The following is a 16,818-nucleotide window of genomic DNA, read 5'->3' as shown; positions in this document are numbered from 1 at the left end:
AACAAAATAGCAAACAGATTAAAAATAAAAGTGATAAATTTAATTTAACAAGGAGGCAGACATGTTAAAGAAAATTTCACTAATTTCAGCAACCAATATTTTATTTAATCTATCTGTAACAACCCTTAATTTTGTGTTTGGCTTGTATTTTTTTGAATTAACGGGTTCTGCCTTCATCTTTGGTACATTAACAATTATTGGCCCTATAGTAAGTCTATTACTAACGCCAATAATGGCCAATATTGTAGATCGTATTAACCATAAAAAAATATTGATTTACTCACAATTTTTTGCGGCTATTTCTCTTCTTACCTACGAATTTTTTCCGGTTCTTATTAGGTCGCAAAAGTTATTACTAACTTATTTGTTAATGATTTTAATTCGAATCTGTGAAGAATTGTTTAGTGTCACCTTGAAAGCGTCTGTTACGCAACTAACTACAAAAAGTAATTATTAAAAATTCAATAGTTTGATTCAATCTACTACGGCAACCGCAAATATTCTAGGGCCTATACTCGGTGGCATTATATACAGTTTGATTGATATGAAAATATTTACATTAGGTATTATTGGTATTCTTCTAATATCAATAGTATTTACCCACTATATTTATTTTGAATTTGAATCTATTCAAGAAAGCCAAGAAAAAATAAATTTTCTTTCGGTCATAGATCTTATTAAACGTAGGCCAGAAATTTTTTCCTTAATACTTATAGCAATGTTTCTTAATTTTTATGCCTCGTCAATTAATATTGGTTTACCTGTGCTTATTTTGCAGAAATTAGAGTTATCAAAATTGATTTATAGCTTTTTAGAGAGTTTAACCAGTATAGCTATGCTTGGCGGTGGCATATTGCTTGTATTTCTAAAAATAAAAAATCAATTAAAGGCTATTTACACTTCAATGCTTGCCTTCACTATCGTATTAGTGTTATTTGGAATTCCTTTACAAAGTTTCGGAGTATTTATTACGACTGGTTATATCAGTATTCTCGTACTTTGTTTTGGCTTGATTATCGTTTTTGCGAATACTGCAATGACTACATATTTGCAAAATACTGTACCAACTAATCAACAAGGCGGAGTTTATTCAATTATCAATGCAATTTCGCAATTATTTGTTCCTTTAGGAGCACTGGGTTATGGACTATTATTCGATAAATTTAATTATACTTTTGTTTTTTCTATCTCAGGCATAAGTGCACTTTTCATAGTTGTGCCATTACTACTTAGAAGTAAAAATATTGTCCTTAAAGGAGATAAATCATGAAACCATATCTAATGCAGAGGGCTACTGGCTATCAATCAGTCAGCCACAAGATATCGATTTTAAATATTTGTTGAATAGTCAAAATACATCTATCAAAAATTTTCAAAAAACCATTATTATTTTCACTCGTCGATCAGACGATGAAATCACTCTATTAGGGCCTTACTTAATTGCTGAAGGCGTCAATTATATCTGAATAGATGAAAAAGATTTTATAGATGAGTAAGAATCTAATTGAAAAACAAGCCCCTGTATCGCAAAATTCAAGGGCTTGTTTTTATTCAGCATCTTTAGGGTCAACACCATAGAGTTCAATATGATAATCGGTAATATCAAGACCGGTTGCTTCCCGGCCAGCTTGTAAGAGGGGCTGGACATCAAAATTATTGGCATCAAAAATCTCTTGGGTTTTGGTATTGATAATGTGATAGTGCGGTTCGCCGTAGAAATCATAGTGGCGTTTACCGTCGGCCGTTCCTTCAATAATCACGACCAGACCGACTTCGACCAATTTATCGAGGGTGTTGTAAATTGTGGCTAAGGAAATTTCAGGCAATTCAGCATGAATCATCTCCGCGGTTGGATGAGTTTCGTGTGTTACTAGATATCCCAATAGCGCAAGTCGTTGTTGCGTTACTTTTAGACTGTGTTTTTGGAGTAATGCTGGTATGTCAATTGCCATATAAAATCCTCCTAATGATATAGCTAACAGAAGTATATCATTTAATTAGAATTATTCCAAACAACTTGACCAAAGTTCTAATTCTTGGTATAACTTATTTAGAATCATTCTAACAGGAGATGCATATGGCAAAAGACAATAATTTGATGGAGCGAAATAATGTCATTCGAGCCGGCGTTATGGGCGGTAATGATGGGATTTTATCTATCTCAGGAATTATTTTAGGGGTGGCTGGAGCCACTACCAATGTGGGCACCATCCTGCTGGCAGGTTTTGCCGGTACCTTAGCGGGGATGGTTTCCATGGCGATGGGGGAGTATGTTTCGGTTAGTTCCCAGCACGATGCGCAAGCTAAAGTGACCAAGATTCAAACTGAAGCATTGGCCACTGATTATCAAAAGGAATTTGATTTTGTGGAGAAGAAATACCAAGATGTCGGCATTTCCAAAGAATTAGCTCAACAGGCAACTAAGGAAATGATGGATAAGGACGCCTTAGTAACCACTGTTCGTGAACGATATGGCTTTTCACCAAATAGTGTATTGAACGCTGGAAGTGCTGCTTTGGCTTCCTTTATTTCCTTTCCTTTGGGGGCGACTTTGCCTATGCTAGCCATGTGGTTAACACCAACTACTTACCGTGAAATTGTGACCTTCTTAGCTGTTTTGTTTGCTTTGGCTTTGACAGGTTACTCGGCAGCTTCTCTAAATGGTGCTGATCGTAAGCATGCTGCTATTCGTAACATTGTGGCGGGAATTTTTACCATGATCGTAACCTTTGCCATCGGTTCACTATTCCGTTAAGAGAGGGACAAAATGTTTAAAAAGAATAAGAAAAATAAAGACCATATGACCATTGATGAGCGTTTGAATGCGATTCGAGCCGGTGTTTTGGGTTCTAATGATGGTATTTTAACTGTGGTTGGGGTGGTGTTCTCGGTGGCTGCGGCGACCACGAACCGTTTTACAATTATGATTGCGGCCTTGGCCGATCTATTAGCCTGTGCTCTGTCGATGGCTTCGGGAGAATATGCTTCGGTTTCGGCCCAGTCCGATAGTGAAAAGGTTGTCGTCGTTAAAGAGCAAGAATTGCTGAAAACTGATTTCCAAAAACAATTTGATGTCATTGTGGATCACTATGTCGAGCGGGGAGTTACGCTTAGTACATCCCAAGCGATTGCTAATGAATTAATGACCAAAAAGCCCTTGGAATCAATTTTGAGTATTAAATATGATATGACCTTGGGCCATTATATGAACCCTTGGCAGGCCGCTTGGGCTTCATTATTTAGCGCAGCCTTGGGTGGTAGTTTGCCGCTACTAGCGTTAGTTATTACCCCGATTGCCTATCAATTCCCAGCTACCATTTTAGCTACGGTAATCGCCGTGGCAATTACTGGACTGATGAGTGCCAAACTTTCCAACGGAATGGTTATGCGGGCAATCGTTCGAAATATCATTATTGGTTTGATTACGATCGTGATTCACTTTGGAATTGGTAAGTTATTCTAATTTGGTATATTTCAAATTTTATAAAAATACGTGCAATTATAAAGTGAATAAATTATACTGAACTTGTGAACTTTATAAATAAGAATGGAGGATTTAAAATGAAAGTTGTAATCGTTGGTGCGTCACACGGTGGACATGAATCAGCAGTTGAGTTGTTGAGCCGTTACGAAGGGAATGATGTTACGGTTTATGAAGAAGGGGATTTTATCTCCTTTATGTCCTGTGGTATGCAGTTATACCTAGAAGATAAGGTAACTGATCGTGATGAAGTTCGTAACTTTAGCCCTGAGCAAGTTGAAAACTTGGGTGGTAAGGTTTTGACTAATCATAAGGTGACTGCCATTGATGTAGATGCTCACAAAGTTACTGTGAAGGATACAACAACCGGTGAAGTTAAGGAAGATAGCTACGACAAGTTGATTCTTTCATCAGGAGTAACACCAGCTACTTTGCCAGTTGCTGGATCAGACCTAGACAATGTTTACTTGATGCGTGGTCGCGACTGGGCCACAAAGATTTATGCCAAGGCTCATGATGAACAAGTAAAGAATGTTGTGGTGGTCGGTGCTGGTTATATCGGGGTTGAAGCTGCTGAAGTCTTTAACAAGGCTGGTAAGAAGGTTACGATCATCGATATGATTAACCGTCCTTTGGGAAACTACCTTGATGATCAATTGGCAGACAAGATTGCTGCTACTTTGACTAAGCACGGTGTTGACTTGAAGTTGGGTCACTCAGTCCAAGCTTTTGAAGGGCAAGGACAAGTAGCATCAGCTAAGAGTGATGATGGCCAAGAAATCCCAGCTGACTTAGTAATCGTTGCTGCTGGGGTTAAGCCTAATACCAAGTGGTTGGAAAACACAGTAGCTTTGGATGAGCGTGGTTTTATCAAGACTGATCCTTACTTGCGCACTTCAGCTAACGATGTTTTCGCTATTGGAGATGCAATCTTGCCACTCTTTACGCCAGCCGGTCAGCCAGCGCCAATCGCTTTGGCTTCAACTGCTCGTCGCGAGGCCCGCTACTTAGTTGAAAACATTACGATGGCACAACCAAGCCGAGTATTCCCAGGTGTTAACGGTTCTTCTGCCTTGACAGTCTTTGAATATAAGCTGGCTACTACTGGTGTTAATGCTCATAATGCTCAAATGCTAAACCTTGATACGGCTAGCAGCATTTATGAAGCGACTTTGCGTCCTAAGTTTGTCAAGGATGGTAATCCGGAAGTGACGGTAAAGTTAACTTTCAATCCTGAAAGCCACGTCATTATGGGGGGGCAATTCCTCTCTGAAGCAGATGTAACGGCTCAAGCCAATACAATTGCCTTGGCGATTAAAGCCCACATGACTTTGGAAGATTTAGCTGAAGCTGACTTCTTCTTCCAACCTGGATTTGACCGTCAATGGTCATTGCTCAACTTAGCTGCTCAAGTAGCTTTGGGTGAGACACCTAGTGTTTAATTCTTTCATTGGACATAAATAAATGAATGTGGATACCGATTTTTTGGCATAATAGAGATATTATGAATAAAAAATTGGTATTTTTTTGGAAAAAGCTGGACCAACGCTTTAACCTAGGTTTGTTAGTGGAATATTTTTCACGCTCCGAAGTCGGCTTAGTTGGTCCAACTTTTGCTTATTATTCACTTTTGACTATTTTTCCAATTATGATTGCGTTAGTGGTTATTTTATCTTTGATTAATGCTGATTCAGAAGCGGTGATGCACGTTTTGAGTCGTATTCTACCTGATAGTATTGATCAAATTATCCATCCGGTTTTAGAATCGGTGATGACTACTAAGAGTAAGTCTTATTTGTCTTTTTCAGTTGTATTCATTATTTGGTCGGTTTCCCAAGTAGTGGCCGTATTACGCCGGACTTTTAATAGTATTGCTGGGGTAGAAGATAAGGGCAGTAACATCTTAACCCGGGCTTGGTCCTTCATTTGGCTATTTTTATCCTTAATATCGTTTGTTTCCTTAATTTTTGCGGTTAATATCTTAACGATTGTTGTCCATAGTTTACCGATTAGTCCCTGGACCGGTTTTTTAAGTCATCAAACCCATTGGGCCTTGATTTTTGGGATTTGGTTGGTTTTAACGATGTTGAATTTCTTTTTACCGACGAGAGAAGCCCGTCCTCGATGGCGGTATGTTGCCTTTGGGTCGGTAGTAGAACTATTTTTCTTGAATTTATCAAATCGATTTTTCTCCTGGTATGCTAATTTACAAGTTGGCCGCTATGGGTTTTATGAATCAATTAGTTCGATTGTGGTATTTTTGATTTGGTTGAATTTAATTGCCACTATTTTAGTCTTAGGTTATGTCTTCATTATGTGGTTATCATCATTTGATAATAAAAAGGTAGAAGAGGAGTAAGAATGTTTACGAATAGTGATTTTGATGTATTCTTGGCACCAGATTTAGAGGGACGGATGGAAAAAATCCGAGCGATTATCGATCCAAAATTTGAAGCGTTTGCCAACAAGGCTTTGCCAATTTTACAAACTGATGGGCAGGAGTGGTATGCCCATGTTGCTAAACATCGGATGCGTAAAACCAATGCCCCTGATAATACCTGGGTGGCCTTTGCCCCTAATAAACGTGGGTATAAGATGATGCCTCATTTTGAGCTGGGACTATGGGCTGATAATTTGTATTTATACTTAGCGGTGGAAGAAAACATGAAACCCGCTCAGTTGGCAACCATTGGTCCTAAGTTAAGAGAAATTACTGATTTAGTGGCGCAACTGCCTAATGATTTTGTTTTAAGTCAAAATCATATGGTCAATGAAAACCAGCCGTTGACAGCCTATGAGGACCTAGTTGAGCGTTACCAGCAGGTTAAGGCTAGTGAAGTCTTGATTGGCATTAAGATTAATCAGGGAGATGTCCGTTTGGGAGACGCCCAGCTAGAAGTTGACTTGTTAGCAGCTTTAAAAACTTTACTACCTTTATATCAAAAATTGCGTTAATAAAAAGACCATTCGACTGGTTGTCGAATGGTCTTTTAACTTTATTCAATGGCTAAAGTTTCTTCCTTATTTTTCATTAACTGTAGGGCCTGGGCTTGGTTGATTTCATTAAATAAAATATTAGCAATAGCTGGTTTAATCGATTCATCCTGGACGCCCTTTTGCACATAATCATATTCATAGCGGAAGACCTGAATAAAAGTATCACTATTAATGCTGATTTGCTTTTGATGGAAATCATGTTGAATCATGGTGAAGAAGCGGTCCATGGTCTTTCGAGCCAGATAAAGCTCATTACTATTGGTCTTACTTTGTAGATTTTCTCTTAGAATATCATCTAAATGCGTATCGACGGCCTGCATCACATCGTTATTTAATTGCAGCAGGACTTCTTGATTTGCCTTCCAAGTTTTGACTTTTTCAGCAAATTTTTCGTCGGTATTTAAACGCTTTTTATAAAAGGATTTACGCTGTTTCTTCGTGATGGTTCCCGTACTAATATGGAAGCGCATTTCATGCCAAATTCGCCGGAATTGGTGTTCCAAAGAGCGAATTGGGTGGCGACGACGGTTGGGGTTTAACAAAGTTTTTTGTAAAATCTTGTTGTACATATTAATGACTTCATCACTATAAGTGGCATTAACATAATCCCCGTGGGTATAGGAACTGACAAAGTCGGCAATGTCATTTAATTCGGTTAGATATTCTTCGGAATAGCGTACTTGATCGAAATTACGAAGGTTTGTTTTTTGGGAGTTGAGCTGGGCCGAAATAGCCTCACGTATATCACGATTACTGATTTGTTCCTGGCTACGTAGCATGGCATAGTCAATCATCTGGTCCCGAATCTGATTGATTTCTTCCGGTGTGTAGTCGGTTTGTTCCCGTGGTAATAGGCGCGGAAGCATTAAGGAAGCGACTAGCATACTAATTAAGATTACCAGAGTAGCGATGATGATTAATTCAGTTCGAAAGGGGAAAGGCTGACCATTGATTGTAGTGGGTAAGGAGAAGGCCATGGCTAAGGTAATCGTCCCATGGACACCACTAATGCCAAATAAGCGGGCATTTTTGAAGCGTTCTGGTTGATCTTGATGGCCAAAGAAAGGTTGGAGTCGTTGGCTTTTTTCAACTCGGACCCAAACGAAACGGCCAATGAACATGACGGTATAGATGGCTAGACTTAGGCCAATTAATTCGAAGCTATAGTCAAAACCAATTTGAATCATTTCATTAATCACGGCAGGTAGCGATAGACCTAATAGTAAGAAGACGACTTCGTTTAAAATTGTGGTTAAAGTCTCCCAAATAGTGCTGGTTGTTAGTTGGACTTCGGTTGAATTTAAACGTAAACGGCTACTGTCCCAATTATGAACAATCCCACTGGCTACTACGGCTAAAATACCAGAAACACCCCAGTGCTCAGCCAAAAGATAAATAGCAAAGGGGGTCAAGATATTGATTGGGATAATGGTGGCGGCCGCATTAACGGCATGGGTGGTTAAATAGGTTCGGATTTTAATGATAATCAGTGAAGCTAAAATACCAACTAAGACTCCACCACCAGCGACAATTAAGAATTGGTTAATCCCATTTACTAGGGAAAAATGGCCCTGCTGCAAAACCGAAAGGGCTAAATTCAGCATTACTAAACCAGTCGCATCATTAAAGAGTGATTCCAAGCCCAAAGCGCGGTCAACGCCTTTAGGCATAGATAGACCACTGGTAATTGACTTTACGGCCACAGCGTCGGTTGGGACAACGATGGCCGCTAGGGCAATTGATAGGGGAAAGGACCAGTGGGCTTCGAGACGATCGGTTAAAACACCGACAATCAGCGCCGTGAAAATGGCTAAGGTCACTGAAAGCTCAATGATTAAACGAAAGTTGGCCCGAATCGTTCGAATCGACTGCTCCTTACCATCCATAAACATCAGTGGGGCAATGATTAATAACATAAAGAATTCAGGCTCAAGGGTGAACTCATTAAAAATTGGGATAAAAGAAAAAAGGGCACCAATGATAATTAGGACAAAGGACTCCGGAATTTTTGGAAAAAAGGGTTTGACGATATTGGCGGTAATGACACCGACCAAAATAAAGGCAATCAAATAGAGATTGGTCATGAAAGGTATTGCTCCTTAATTTGTTTGAAAGAGGTTAGTACTCTTATTATAGAGGGATTGGAGGTTCCTGACAAATAGGCAGTTAGTACATAATTATGAAAATAATTTTAATTTAATCTGAATATGTTTATAATTGGAGTAACTAAGACGATAGGTAGGTAAAATATGACAGCGATTAAGCGTTTTTATGAAACTTTTAAACCCGAGCATTATGACTTGTATTTTGACATTAGTCGAGCTAACAAGATTATTAAGGGGCAAACCAAGATTACGGGAACAGCCCTACAAGCTGATATTGCCCTACATGAACATGATTTAACGGTTCAGGAATTAAAGGTCAATGGCCAAGCAGTTGATTTTCAGGTTGATAATGACCAGGATGCTATTTTCTTTAATGTTGGCCAGGCCGGTCAAGTAACTATTGAAGTGACTTACTCAGCACCATTAACTGATAATATGAATGGTATTTATCCTTCTTATTATGAAGTGAATGGTGAAAGTAAACAGCTAGTTGGTACCCAATTTGAAACGTATTTTGCTCGCCAAGCCTTTCCTAGTATTGATGAGCCTGAAGCTAAGGCGACCTTTAGTACAGCCATTCGCTTTGATGAGCAACCTGGTGAAACAGTAATTGCTAACATGCCCGAAGACCATGAAAACGACGGGGTACACTATTTCCAAAAGACAGTTAAAATGTCCACTTATTTAGTGGCCTTTGTTTTGGGTGATTTACAAAGTAAGCAAACTCAGACCAAGAGTGGTGTTGAAGTGGGCGTCTTTAGTACTAAGGCTCATCCAATTGCTGACTTAGATTTTGCCTTAGATATTGCCAAGCGTTCGATTGAATTTTATGAAGATTACTACCAAACGCCTTATCCTCTGCCTCATTCTTGGCAGGTCGCTTTGCCTGATTTTTCAGCCGGGGCGATGGAAAACTGGGGAATTGTTACCTATCGTGAAGCTTATCTATTAGTTGATTCAGCCAACACGGCCCTATCAGTTAAGCAGGTTGTTGCCACGGTGATTGCCCATGAATTGGCTCACCAGTGGTTTGGTGACCTAGTAACAATGAAGTGGTGGGATGAGTTGTGGTTAAACGAAAGTTTTGCCAATATGATGGAGTTCGTCGCCATCAACGCCCTGGAGCCAGATTGGCACATTTGGGAAAGCTTTAACGCTAATGATGTCCAGGCAGCCTTAAAGCGTGACGCGACCGATGGTGTGCAACCGGTACACGTGGCCGTGAACCATCCGGCTGAAATTGATGCTCTTTTTGACCCCGCCATTGTTTACGCCAAGGGGGCTCGTTTATTGGTAATGGTGCGTTCTTTGATTGGGGATGATGCCTTACGTCAAGGGTTGAAAGCCTACTTTGCCAAGATGTCTTATGGTAACGCCAGTGGGGCTGATTTATGGGAAGCTTTGGGACAAGCCTCTGGTCAAAATATTGGGGAAGTCATGAAAACTTGGTTGGAACAACCAGGATACCCAGTTGTCTCAGTTAAGTTGGTTGATGGCCATGTGGTCTTACATCAAGAGCAATTTAACATCGGTAAACAGGCTGATGCTGACCGTTTGTGGCAAATTCCGCTTAATTCAACTGATCCTAACGCACCAAAGTTGATGGATACAGCTGACCTTGATTTGGGTAGTTATGATGATATTTTGGCCCGGACAGACGGTTCTTTCCGGTTAAATGTTGGCAATGCAGCCCACTATATTGTCCAATATGATGAGCGTTTGTTGGCCGACTTGCTAGAGGATTTTGAGAATTTTGATCCAATTACTCAAGCACAGTTCTTGCAAGATAACTTGTTGTTAGCTGAAGGTGGCCGTACGGGTTACGCTGATTTGCTTTGGTTGCTACCTAATCTAGCGGACAGTTCTTCGAGTTTGGTGATTGATTTGGTTTATCGAATTGTTAGTCAAATCAAGGACTTTGTCACGCCGGGTAGTGAAGAAGAACAGCTCCTAAAAGAGTTTGTGGCGCAATTAAGTGCTAATCAAATTGCCCGTTTGGGTTGGCAGCAAAAAGATACTGACAGTAATGAAGATTTGCTAATTCGGCCAACTGTGTTGGCGGCTGGTGTTTACGGCGAGGATGCTGCCGTTTTGGCCCAGGCCCATGCGCAATTTGAGGCAGTTAAGGGCCAAGTGGCGCAATTACCAGCCGATAGTCGCAGTGCCGTGTTGGTCAATGAAATTAAAAACAATCAAGGAACGAGCAATTTTGCTGATTTCTTAGAACTTTACCAAAAGAGTGCCAATGCTAGCTTGAAGGCTGATTTGCGGACGGCTTTGACTAGTAGCAAAGACAGTTCCGAATTGCAAAGTTTGGTTGATAATTTCCAAAACGCAGCAGTGATTAAGCCGCAAGATTTGCGGGGATGGTTTGCTGGTGTACTAGCTAATTCAGCCGGTCAGCAAGCGGCTTGGGATTGGTTGAAAGCACAATGGCCATGGTTGGAAGAACGCCTTGGTGGTGATATGGAATTTTCAAGTTATGTCACGGTCATCAGTCGTATTTTTCATACCCAGGATCGTTTAACTGAATTTAAGACTTTCTTTACCCCTAAAATTGATCAACCAGGTTTGAGTCGTGAGATTCAAATGGATATTGATATTATTGCTAGTCGTGTTGCAGTAATTGAAGAACAGGCGAATCAAGTGGCGATGACCCTCCGGGCCTTGGTTCGCTAATGATAGAATTATTAGAAAATGAATTACTTAATCAAAGTAGTTCATTTTTTTATTTGTAAAATAAAGGTTTTCAAATTAGAATAATTAAGATAACATTAGAAAATTATTATTTTTTGAGGAGTTGAGCTATGACAACATTAAAAATCGAGGACTTACACGTTAATGTCGCGGGAAAAGAAATTTTAAAAGGGGTTAATCTAGAAGTTAAGACCGGTGAAATGCACGCCATTATGGGGCCTAATGGTACTGGGAAGTCGACTTTATCACAGACAATTATGGGCCATCCGGCCTATGAAGTGACTGCCGGGCATATTTACTTGGATGGAGAAGATTTATTAGAACAGGGTGTTGATGAGCGTGCTCGAGCAGGATTATTTTTAGCCATGCAATACCCATCTGAAATTCAGGGTGTGACTAATGCTGAATTTATGCGGGCGGCTATCAATGCTCGACGGCCTGAGGATGATCAAATTGGGATCATGGATTTTATTACCCAATTGGATGAAAAACGAGAATTTCTATCGATGAGCGAAGAAATGGCTGATCGTTATCTAAATGAAGGATTTTCTGGTGGGGAAAAGAAACGAAATGAAATTTTACAGATGATGATGATTCAACCTAAAATTGCCATTTTAGATGAAATTGATTCAGGACTGGATATTGATGCTTTAAAGGTGGTATCGCGCGGAGTGAATAGTATGCGTTCTCCGGAGTTTGGCACACTGATGATTACCCACTATCAACGCTTATTAGACTATATCGTACCGGATTATGTGCATGTAATGATGGGCGGTAAAATTGTTAAAACTGGTGGCGCCGAAATGGCTAAAAAGTTAGAAGCTGAAGGCTATGCTGGTTTACGGGATGAATTGGGCTTGGATATTAGCCTAACGGATGAAGATGCCAATGAATACGTAATGGGGGATTAAGATGATTAAGCAAGCAAATGAAAATTTACCCATGCCAGTTTTTGAAAAGGTTCGTTATGGCCCCTGGCAGTTAGAAAAGATGCAGCCCAGTCAGTCCATTGCTGCCAGTGAAGATTTTCAAGAAGATTTTTTGGGATTAAAAGTAACCGGTTCCACGACAACTCATCAGCAACTTAGTCCCGATTTGGTGGCAGCTGGTGTTTTGTTAATGAACATTAAACAGGCCTACCAAGAGTATCCAGAATTGGTTAAAAATATGGTCGGTACCGTGATTGGACGCCATTCTGACCGCTTAGCAGCCAATAATTATGATCAGTTTAATACGGGATTTTTCTTATATATTCCGGCCAATGTTCAGATTGAACCCGATGTCCAAGTAGTTTTAAATCAAATTGCTGATGGGCAGGGGGACTTGATTGCCCGTATTTTGGTTTATGTCGGGGAAAATAGTCAGGTTAAGTTGTTGCAACGCTTGCAAACGCTAGGAAATCAGGCCAGTAAAGCTTCGGTTGTCGTCGAAGTTTTAGCCCAGCGGGGGAGTCGACTAACTTATGCTAATATTGATGACTTTGGTCCCCATACTAGTGCCTATATTAATCGCCAAGCCGATGTATTGGCTAATGCGCAGGTGGATTGGGTCAATGCTTCCTTTAATGATGGCAATACGATTACGCGTCTGGCCAGCCATGTTGATGGGGAAGGTTCAATTAGTCACGCCAAAGTGGCGGCTTTTACCAATCGAAAACAAGTCCAAGGCTTTATTACCGAAATTCAAAATAGCGGACGACATAGTTTGGGACATATTTTCCAACGGGGCGTTATTTTAAATTCCTCAGCCTTAGTTTTTAATGGTATTGGGCGAATTATTAAAGGAGCTAAGGGTTCTGATGCTCAACAAGAATCACGGGTATTGATGCTTTCTCGGCGTGGACGGGGGGAAGCCAATCCCTTGCTATTAATTGATGAAAATGATGTTACAGCTGGTCATGCGGCTTCGGTTGGGCGAGTGGACGAGCAACAACTTTATTACTTAATGAGTCGTGGTTTACCGGAAAAAGTGGCAAGAAAGCTTGTTATTCGAGGCTTTATCGGCGAAGTACTGTCGCAAATGCCAACGAACCAGGCCCAACAAGACTTAATTGATGCCATTGAAAGAAAGTTGCAGTATGAAAGAGCGTAGAGCTGATTTTCCAATTTTAAATGAAAAAATTAATGGGCAACCACTGATTTATCTTGATAGCGCGGCGACAGCTCAAAAGCCAGCCCGGGTCATTGCTAAAATACAGGATTACTATCAGCATCAAAATGCCAATGTCCATCGGGGCGTTTACACGCTTTCGCAAGCCGCAACCGATTTATATGAAGGGGCTCGTGATCAGGTCCAAACCTTTATTAATGCCGCTAATCGGGCTGAAGTACTCTTTACTCGTGGTACCACTGAGTCGATTAATTGGGTTGCGACGGCTTATGGTCCGCAACATTTGCAGGCTGGGGATGAAATCTTAGTGAGCTATTTAGAACACCATTCTAATTTAGTTCCCTGGCAAGTGCTGGCCCGTCAAACTGGTGCTAAATTACGGTACGTAGCATTGGATGAAGCCGGCCGCTTAGATTTGGCCGATTTGCATCACAAACTAAATCCATCCACAAAAATTGTTGCTTTGACCCATGTTTCCAATGTAACCGGGGTGATTAATCCAATTGCTCAAATTACTAACTGGGCCCATCAAGTGGGTGCCGTTGTGGTGGTAGATGGGGCTCAAGCAGCACCGCATTTGCCCGTTGACGTTCAAGCATTGGATGCTGATTTTTACGTTTTTTCGGGTCATAAATTAATGGGACCAACTGGTATCGGGGTTTTATATGGTAAAAAGGCGCTGTTAGAAGAAATGCAACCAGTACAGTATGGTGGTGAAATGATTGAATATGTTGGCTTGGATGAGGCTACTTTTCAACCGTTACCCTGGCGCTTTGAGGCTGGGACCCCCAATATCGCTGGTGCAATCGGGCTAGGAGCAGCTATTGAATACTTAAGGTCAATTGGCATGGCACAGATTGCAGCAGATGAGGCACAGTTAACTACTTATGCCTTAAACAAACTAGGAGCCATTGAGGGATTGCAAATTTATGGGCCAACCACTGGGCAGGATCGAACCGGAGTGATTACTTTTAATTTAGTGGGTATTCATCCCCATGATGTTGCCACTGCTTTAGATCAAGAAGGAATTGAAGTTCGAGCGGGTCATCACTGTGCCCAGCCGTTGATGCGTTATTTGGGTGTGACGGCCACTGTGCGAGTAAGTTTGTATTTGTATAATACAGCAGCTGAAATTGATCAACTAGTGGCGGCCTTAGTAGCGATTAAGGAGTATTTTGCCGATGACTTTACATAATTTAGATCAATTATATCGTCAGGTTATTATGACCTATGCCAAACATCCGCATCACTTTCAGAGCCTTAGCGTTGATAGCGGTCAAGCGGTGACTAAATACAATCCAACTTGTGGGGATTTAATTAAATTAACTTTAGTGATTGAAAACGGTAGGGTCCAGGACCTGAGTTTTGATGGCGATGGCTGTGCCATTTTTAAAGCCTCGGCTTCGATGATGACTGATTTGATTGATCATAAATCATTGGCCGAAGTACAAAGTCTAAGTCAGCAATTTTCAACAATGATGACCGATGGACAAAGCAGTAAGGCTTTAGGAGATGCTTGCAGTTTAACTGGGGTTCGTAAGTTTCCCACCCGGATTAAATGTGCGACCTTACCCTGGCATGCTTTAGATGAATTATTAACTCAAAATTGAGTCCTGAAAGGAGTATTTATGGGAGAAACCATGGAAATTGATCGCCGTGAGGCCTTAGAAAAAACACGAGCAGCGATTGGGGCTGACAAGGAATATGAGCAAGGTTTTCAAGATGATTACCAAGCTGTTTATTCAACTGGTAGGGGAATTAGTGAAGATATTATTCGTAAAATTTCTGCTAAAAAAAATGAACCGGAGTGGATGCTTGATTACCGTTTGCAGGCTTATCAGACCTATTTAGACATGCCTATGCATGAATGGGGACCTGATTTAAGCGGCATTAATTTTGATGATATTTATTATTACAATAAGCCGACTGAAGAAAAATATCGAGATTGGGACGACGTCCCAGCTGAGCTAAAAGAAACTTTTGAACGGTTAGGGGTTCCAGAGGCCGAGCGGAAGTGGTTGGCAGGCTCTTCCGCTCAGTATGAATCAGAAGTTGTTTACCATCGAATGAAAGAAGAATTTGCTAAGACGGGGATTGTCTTTACCGATACTGATACGGCCGTACAAGAATATCCGGAACTAGTTAAAGAATACTTTGGTTCCCTAGTTAAGCCCACTAATAATAAATTAGCCGCCTTGAACTCGGCGGCCTGGTCGGGTGGCACTTTTATTTATGTTCCCAAAGGGGTGCATGTAACTACCCCAATTCAATCGTATTTTCGGATTAATACTGAAAATGAAGGGCAATTTGAGCGAACTTTGATTATTGTGGATGAAGGTGCTCATGTTGACTATGTGGAAGGTTGTTCGGCCCCAATGTATTCTGGGGATGCCTTGCACGCTGCTGTGGTAGAAGTGATTGTTAAGCGGGATGCTTATTGTCGTTATACCACCATTCAGAACTGGTCAAATAACGTGTATTCTTTGGAAACAAAGCGGGCTGCGGCCCATGAAAATGCCACGATGGAGTGGGTTGATGGTAATTTTGGTTCTAAAACCACAATGAAGTACCCGTCGGTTTACTTGGAAGGTGAAGGAGCCCGGGGAACGATGTTATCAATTGCGGTCGCTGGCAAGGGGGTTAATTTGGACTCCGGTGCCAAAATGATCCACAACGCCCCCAATACTTCATCGTCAATTGTGTCTAAATCAATTGCCCATGATGGTGGCGCTACGGATTATCGGGGGACGGTTAAATTTGGCCGGGAGTCTGACGGTTCCTTTGCCCACGTTGAATGTGACACGATTTTAGTCGATGACCAATCTTCGGCCGACACGATTCCCTACAACACAATCTTAAACGGGAATGTTTCTATGGAACATGAGGCCAAAGTTTCGCGGGTTTCTGAGGAGCAATTGTATTATTTGATGACGCGGGGTATCTCGGCAGAAAAGGCCACTGAAATGATTGTCATGGGCTTTATTGAGCCCTTTACCAAGGAACTACCAATGGAATATGCCGTCGAATTAAACCGATTAATGAAATTTGAAATGATCGGATCAGTGGGGTAATGATATGGATGAAAGTCAGCATAATCGAATCATGGCAGTGTTAACAACGGTAATTGATCCAGAGTTACGCCTTGATGTTGTGAATTTGGGCTTTATTAATCAAGTTACTTTTGACCAATCTGGTTTGTTGGTGATCAAATTGGACTCAGCGACGATGGGGTGTCCAATCAGCGCCATCATTGAAGCGCTAGTGAAAGAAGCGCTGGCAGTGCTACCAGAGGTTGTTTCCGTGCGGGTTGAACACGTTTGGCAACCTCAGTGGGCGATTAATCACATGTCGCCTTTTGCCCGAATGAGTCTTGGTTTATATTGAATTGTGAAAAATATATAAAATTTCCCTTGACTTTAAATGATAATA

At 41.0% G+C, this 16,818-nt stretch carries 16 protein-coding genes; 14 read left to right on the top strand and 2 right to left on the bottom strand.

Annotation, left to right across the window (positions count from 1 at the left end; translation table 11 throughout):
- The first annotated feature begins 61 nt into the window (after positions 1-61).
- Both C7384_RS08255 and C7384_RS03375 read left to right on the top strand, forming a co-directional pair.
- Positions 62-457 (top strand): hypothetical protein, encoded by a 396-nt coding sequence (locus C7384_RS08255; protein ID WP_243400704.1) that lies wholly within the window; start codon positions 62-64, stop codon positions 455-457.
- Between the two features lie 12 nt (positions 458-469).
- Complete coding sequence (locus tag C7384_RS03375) at positions 470-1,270, top strand: MFS transporter (protein WP_243400703.1); 801 nt, start codon at positions 470-472, stop codon at positions 1,268-1,270.
- Positions 1,271-1,547: 277 nt separating this feature from the next.
- On the opposite strand, the gene C7384_RS03365 is transcribed toward C7384_RS03375, so the two are convergent.
- Positions 1,548-1,952: a Fur family transcriptional regulator gene (locus C7384_RS03365; RefSeq protein WP_089937963.1), complete on the bottom strand. Its 405-nt coding sequence runs from the start codon at positions 1,950-1,952 to the stop codon at positions 1,548-1,550.
- A gap of 125 nt (positions 1,953-2,077) precedes the next feature.
- On the opposite strand from C7384_RS03365, the gene C7384_RS03360 reads away from it, so the two are divergent.
- The 5 genes from C7384_RS03360 (at position 2,078) to C7384_RS03340 (ending at position 6,436) form a co-directional block, all read left to right on the top strand.
- Positions 2,078-2,755 (top strand): VIT1/CCC1 transporter family protein, encoded by a 678-nt coding sequence (locus C7384_RS03360; protein ID WP_089937965.1) that lies wholly within the window; start codon positions 2,078-2,080, stop codon positions 2,753-2,755.
- Positions 2,756-2,767: 12 nt separating this feature from the next.
- Positions 2,768-3,463, top strand: coding sequence for a VIT1/CCC1 transporter family protein (locus C7384_RS03355; RefSeq protein ID WP_089937967.1), 696 nt, complete (start codon positions 2,768-2,770; stop codon positions 3,461-3,463).
- A 98-nt stretch (positions 3,464-3,561) separates the two neighbouring features.
- The gene (locus C7384_RS03350; RefSeq protein WP_089937969.1) at positions 3,562-4,923 is read left to right on the top strand and encodes an FAD-dependent oxidoreductase; all 1,362 of its coding nucleotides are present in this window, start codon (positions 3,562-3,564) and stop codon (positions 4,921-4,923) included.
- 62 nt (positions 4,924-4,985) lie between these two features.
- Positions 4,986-5,840: a YihY/virulence factor BrkB family protein gene (locus tag C7384_RS03345; protein ID WP_165806771.1), complete on the top strand. Its 855-nt coding sequence runs from the start codon at positions 4,986-4,988 to the stop codon at positions 5,838-5,840.
- Positions 5,841-5,842: 2 nt separating this feature from the next.
- A complete protein-coding gene (locus C7384_RS03340; protein WP_089937973.1) occupies positions 5,843-6,436 on the top strand; it encodes a DUF1054 family protein in 594 nt (197 codons plus the stop codon).
- A 41-nt stretch (positions 6,437-6,477) separates the two neighbouring features.
- Here C7384_RS03340 and C7384_RS03335 read toward each other — a convergent pair whose 3' ends face one another.
- The gene (locus tag C7384_RS03335) at positions 6,478-8,562 is read right to left on the bottom strand and encodes a cation:proton antiporter (protein ID WP_089937975.1); all 2,085 of its coding nucleotides are present in this window, start codon (positions 8,560-8,562) and stop codon (positions 6,478-6,480) included.
- Positions 8,563-8,727: 165 nt separating this feature from the next.
- Here C7384_RS03335 and C7384_RS03330 point away from each other — a divergent pair, with 165 nt between their 5' ends.
- The 7 genes from C7384_RS03330 to C7384_RS03300 all read left to right on the top strand — a co-directional run bounded on the left by C7384_RS03330 (position 8,728) and on the right by C7384_RS03300 (position 16,773).
- On the top strand, positions 8,728-11,262 hold the full coding sequence (locus C7384_RS03330) for a M1 family metallopeptidase (RefSeq protein WP_089937977.1): 2,535 nt from the start codon (positions 8,728-8,730) through the stop codon (positions 11,260-11,262).
- Between the two features lie 128 nt (positions 11,263-11,390).
- On the top strand, positions 11,391-12,191 hold the full coding sequence (gene sufC / locus C7384_RS03325; RefSeq protein ID WP_089937979.1) for a Fe-S cluster assembly ATPase SufC: 801 nt from the start codon (positions 11,391-11,393) through the stop codon (positions 12,189-12,191).
- Position 12,192: 1 nt separating this feature from the next.
- Positions 12,193-13,371 (top strand): Fe-S cluster assembly protein SufD, encoded by a 1,179-nt coding sequence (sufD, locus tag C7384_RS03320; protein WP_089937981.1) that lies wholly within the window; start codon positions 12,193-12,195, stop codon positions 13,369-13,371.
- A complete protein-coding gene (locus tag C7384_RS03315) occupies positions 13,358-14,584 on the top strand; it encodes a cysteine desulfurase (protein ID WP_089937983.1) in 1,227 nt (408 codons plus the stop codon). The genes sufD and C7384_RS03315 overlap by 14 nt, the downstream gene beginning before the upstream one ends.
- On the top strand, positions 14,571-14,999 hold the full coding sequence (gene sufU, locus C7384_RS03310; protein ID WP_089937985.1) for a Fe-S cluster assembly sulfur transfer protein SufU: 429 nt from the start codon (positions 14,571-14,573) through the stop codon (positions 14,997-14,999). Before C7384_RS03315 ends, sufU begins: the two co-directional genes overlap by 14 nt.
- A 30-nt stretch (positions 15,000-15,029) precedes the next feature.
- Positions 15,030-16,460, top strand: a complete 1,431-nt coding sequence (sufB, locus tag C7384_RS03305) for a Fe-S cluster assembly protein SufB (RefSeq protein WP_089938324.1) — start codon at positions 15,030-15,032, stop codon at positions 16,458-16,460.
- A gap of 4 nt (positions 16,461-16,464) precedes the next feature.
- Positions 16,465-16,773 carry a metal-sulfur cluster assembly factor gene (locus tag C7384_RS03300; protein ID WP_089937987.1) on the top strand — a complete coding sequence of 103 codons (309 nt, stop codon included), beginning with the start codon at positions 16,465-16,467 and terminating at the stop codon, positions 16,771-16,773.
- Positions 16,774-16,818: the final 45 nt, after the last annotated feature.

This window comes from Convivina intestini (genome assembly GCF_003096575.1).
Taxonomy (GTDB): Bacteria; Bacillota; Bacilli; order Lactobacillales; family Lactobacillaceae; genus Convivina; species Convivina intestini.
This window is presented reverse-complemented; position numbering and strand designations above follow the sequence as displayed.

Bases quoted from the DNA above. Each gene is read 5' to 3' on its own strand.
- sufC (WP_089937979.1), top strand. From the start codon at position 11,391: ATGACAACATTAAAAATCGAGGACTTACACGTTAATGTCGCGGGAAAA.
- C7384_RS03315 (WP_089937983.1), top strand. From the start codon at position 13,358: ATGAAAGAGCGTAGAGCTGATTTTCCAATTTTAAATGAAAAAATTAAT.
- sufU (WP_089937985.1), top strand. From the start codon at position 14,571: ATGACTTTACATAATTTAGATCAATTATATCGTCAGGTTATTATGACC.
- C7384_RS03365 (WP_089937963.1), bottom strand. From the start codon at position 1,952: ATGGCAATTGACATACCAGCATTACTCCAAAAACACAGTCTAAAAGTA.
- C7384_RS03300 (WP_089937987.1), top strand. From the start codon at position 16,465: ATGGATGAAAGTCAGCATAATCGAATCATGGCAGTGTTAACAACGGTA.
- C7384_RS08255 (WP_243400704.1), top strand. From the start codon at position 62: ATGTTAAAGAAAATTTCACTAATTTCAGCAACCAATATTTTATTTAAT.
- C7384_RS03360 (WP_089937965.1), top strand. From the start codon at position 2,078: ATGGCAAAAGACAATAATTTGATGGAGCGAAATAATGTCATTCGAGCC.
- C7384_RS03335 (WP_089937975.1), bottom strand. From the start codon at position 8,562: ATGACCAATCTCTATTTGATTGCCTTTATTTTGGTCGGTGTCATTACC.
- C7384_RS03355 (WP_089937967.1), top strand. From the start codon at position 2,768: ATGTTTAAAAAGAATAAGAAAAATAAAGACCATATGACCATTGATGAG.
- sufD (WP_089937981.1), top strand. From the start codon at position 12,193: ATGATTAAGCAAGCAAATGAAAATTTACCCATGCCAGTTTTTGAAAAG.
- C7384_RS03340 (WP_089937973.1), top strand. From the start codon at position 5,843: ATGTTTACGAATAGTGATTTTGATGTATTCTTGGCACCAGATTTAGAG.
- C7384_RS03350 (WP_089937969.1), top strand. From the start codon at position 3,562: ATGAAAGTTGTAATCGTTGGTGCGTCACACGGTGGACATGAATCAGCA.
- C7384_RS03345 (WP_165806771.1), top strand. From the start codon at position 4,986: ATGAATAAAAAATTGGTATTTTTTTGGAAAAAGCTGGACCAACGCTTT.
- C7384_RS03330 (WP_089937977.1), top strand. From the start codon at position 8,728: ATGACAGCGATTAAGCGTTTTTATGAAACTTTTAAACCCGAGCATTAT.
- sufB (WP_089938324.1), top strand. From the start codon at position 15,030: ATGGAAATTGATCGCCGTGAGGCCTTAGAAAAAACACGAGCAGCGATT.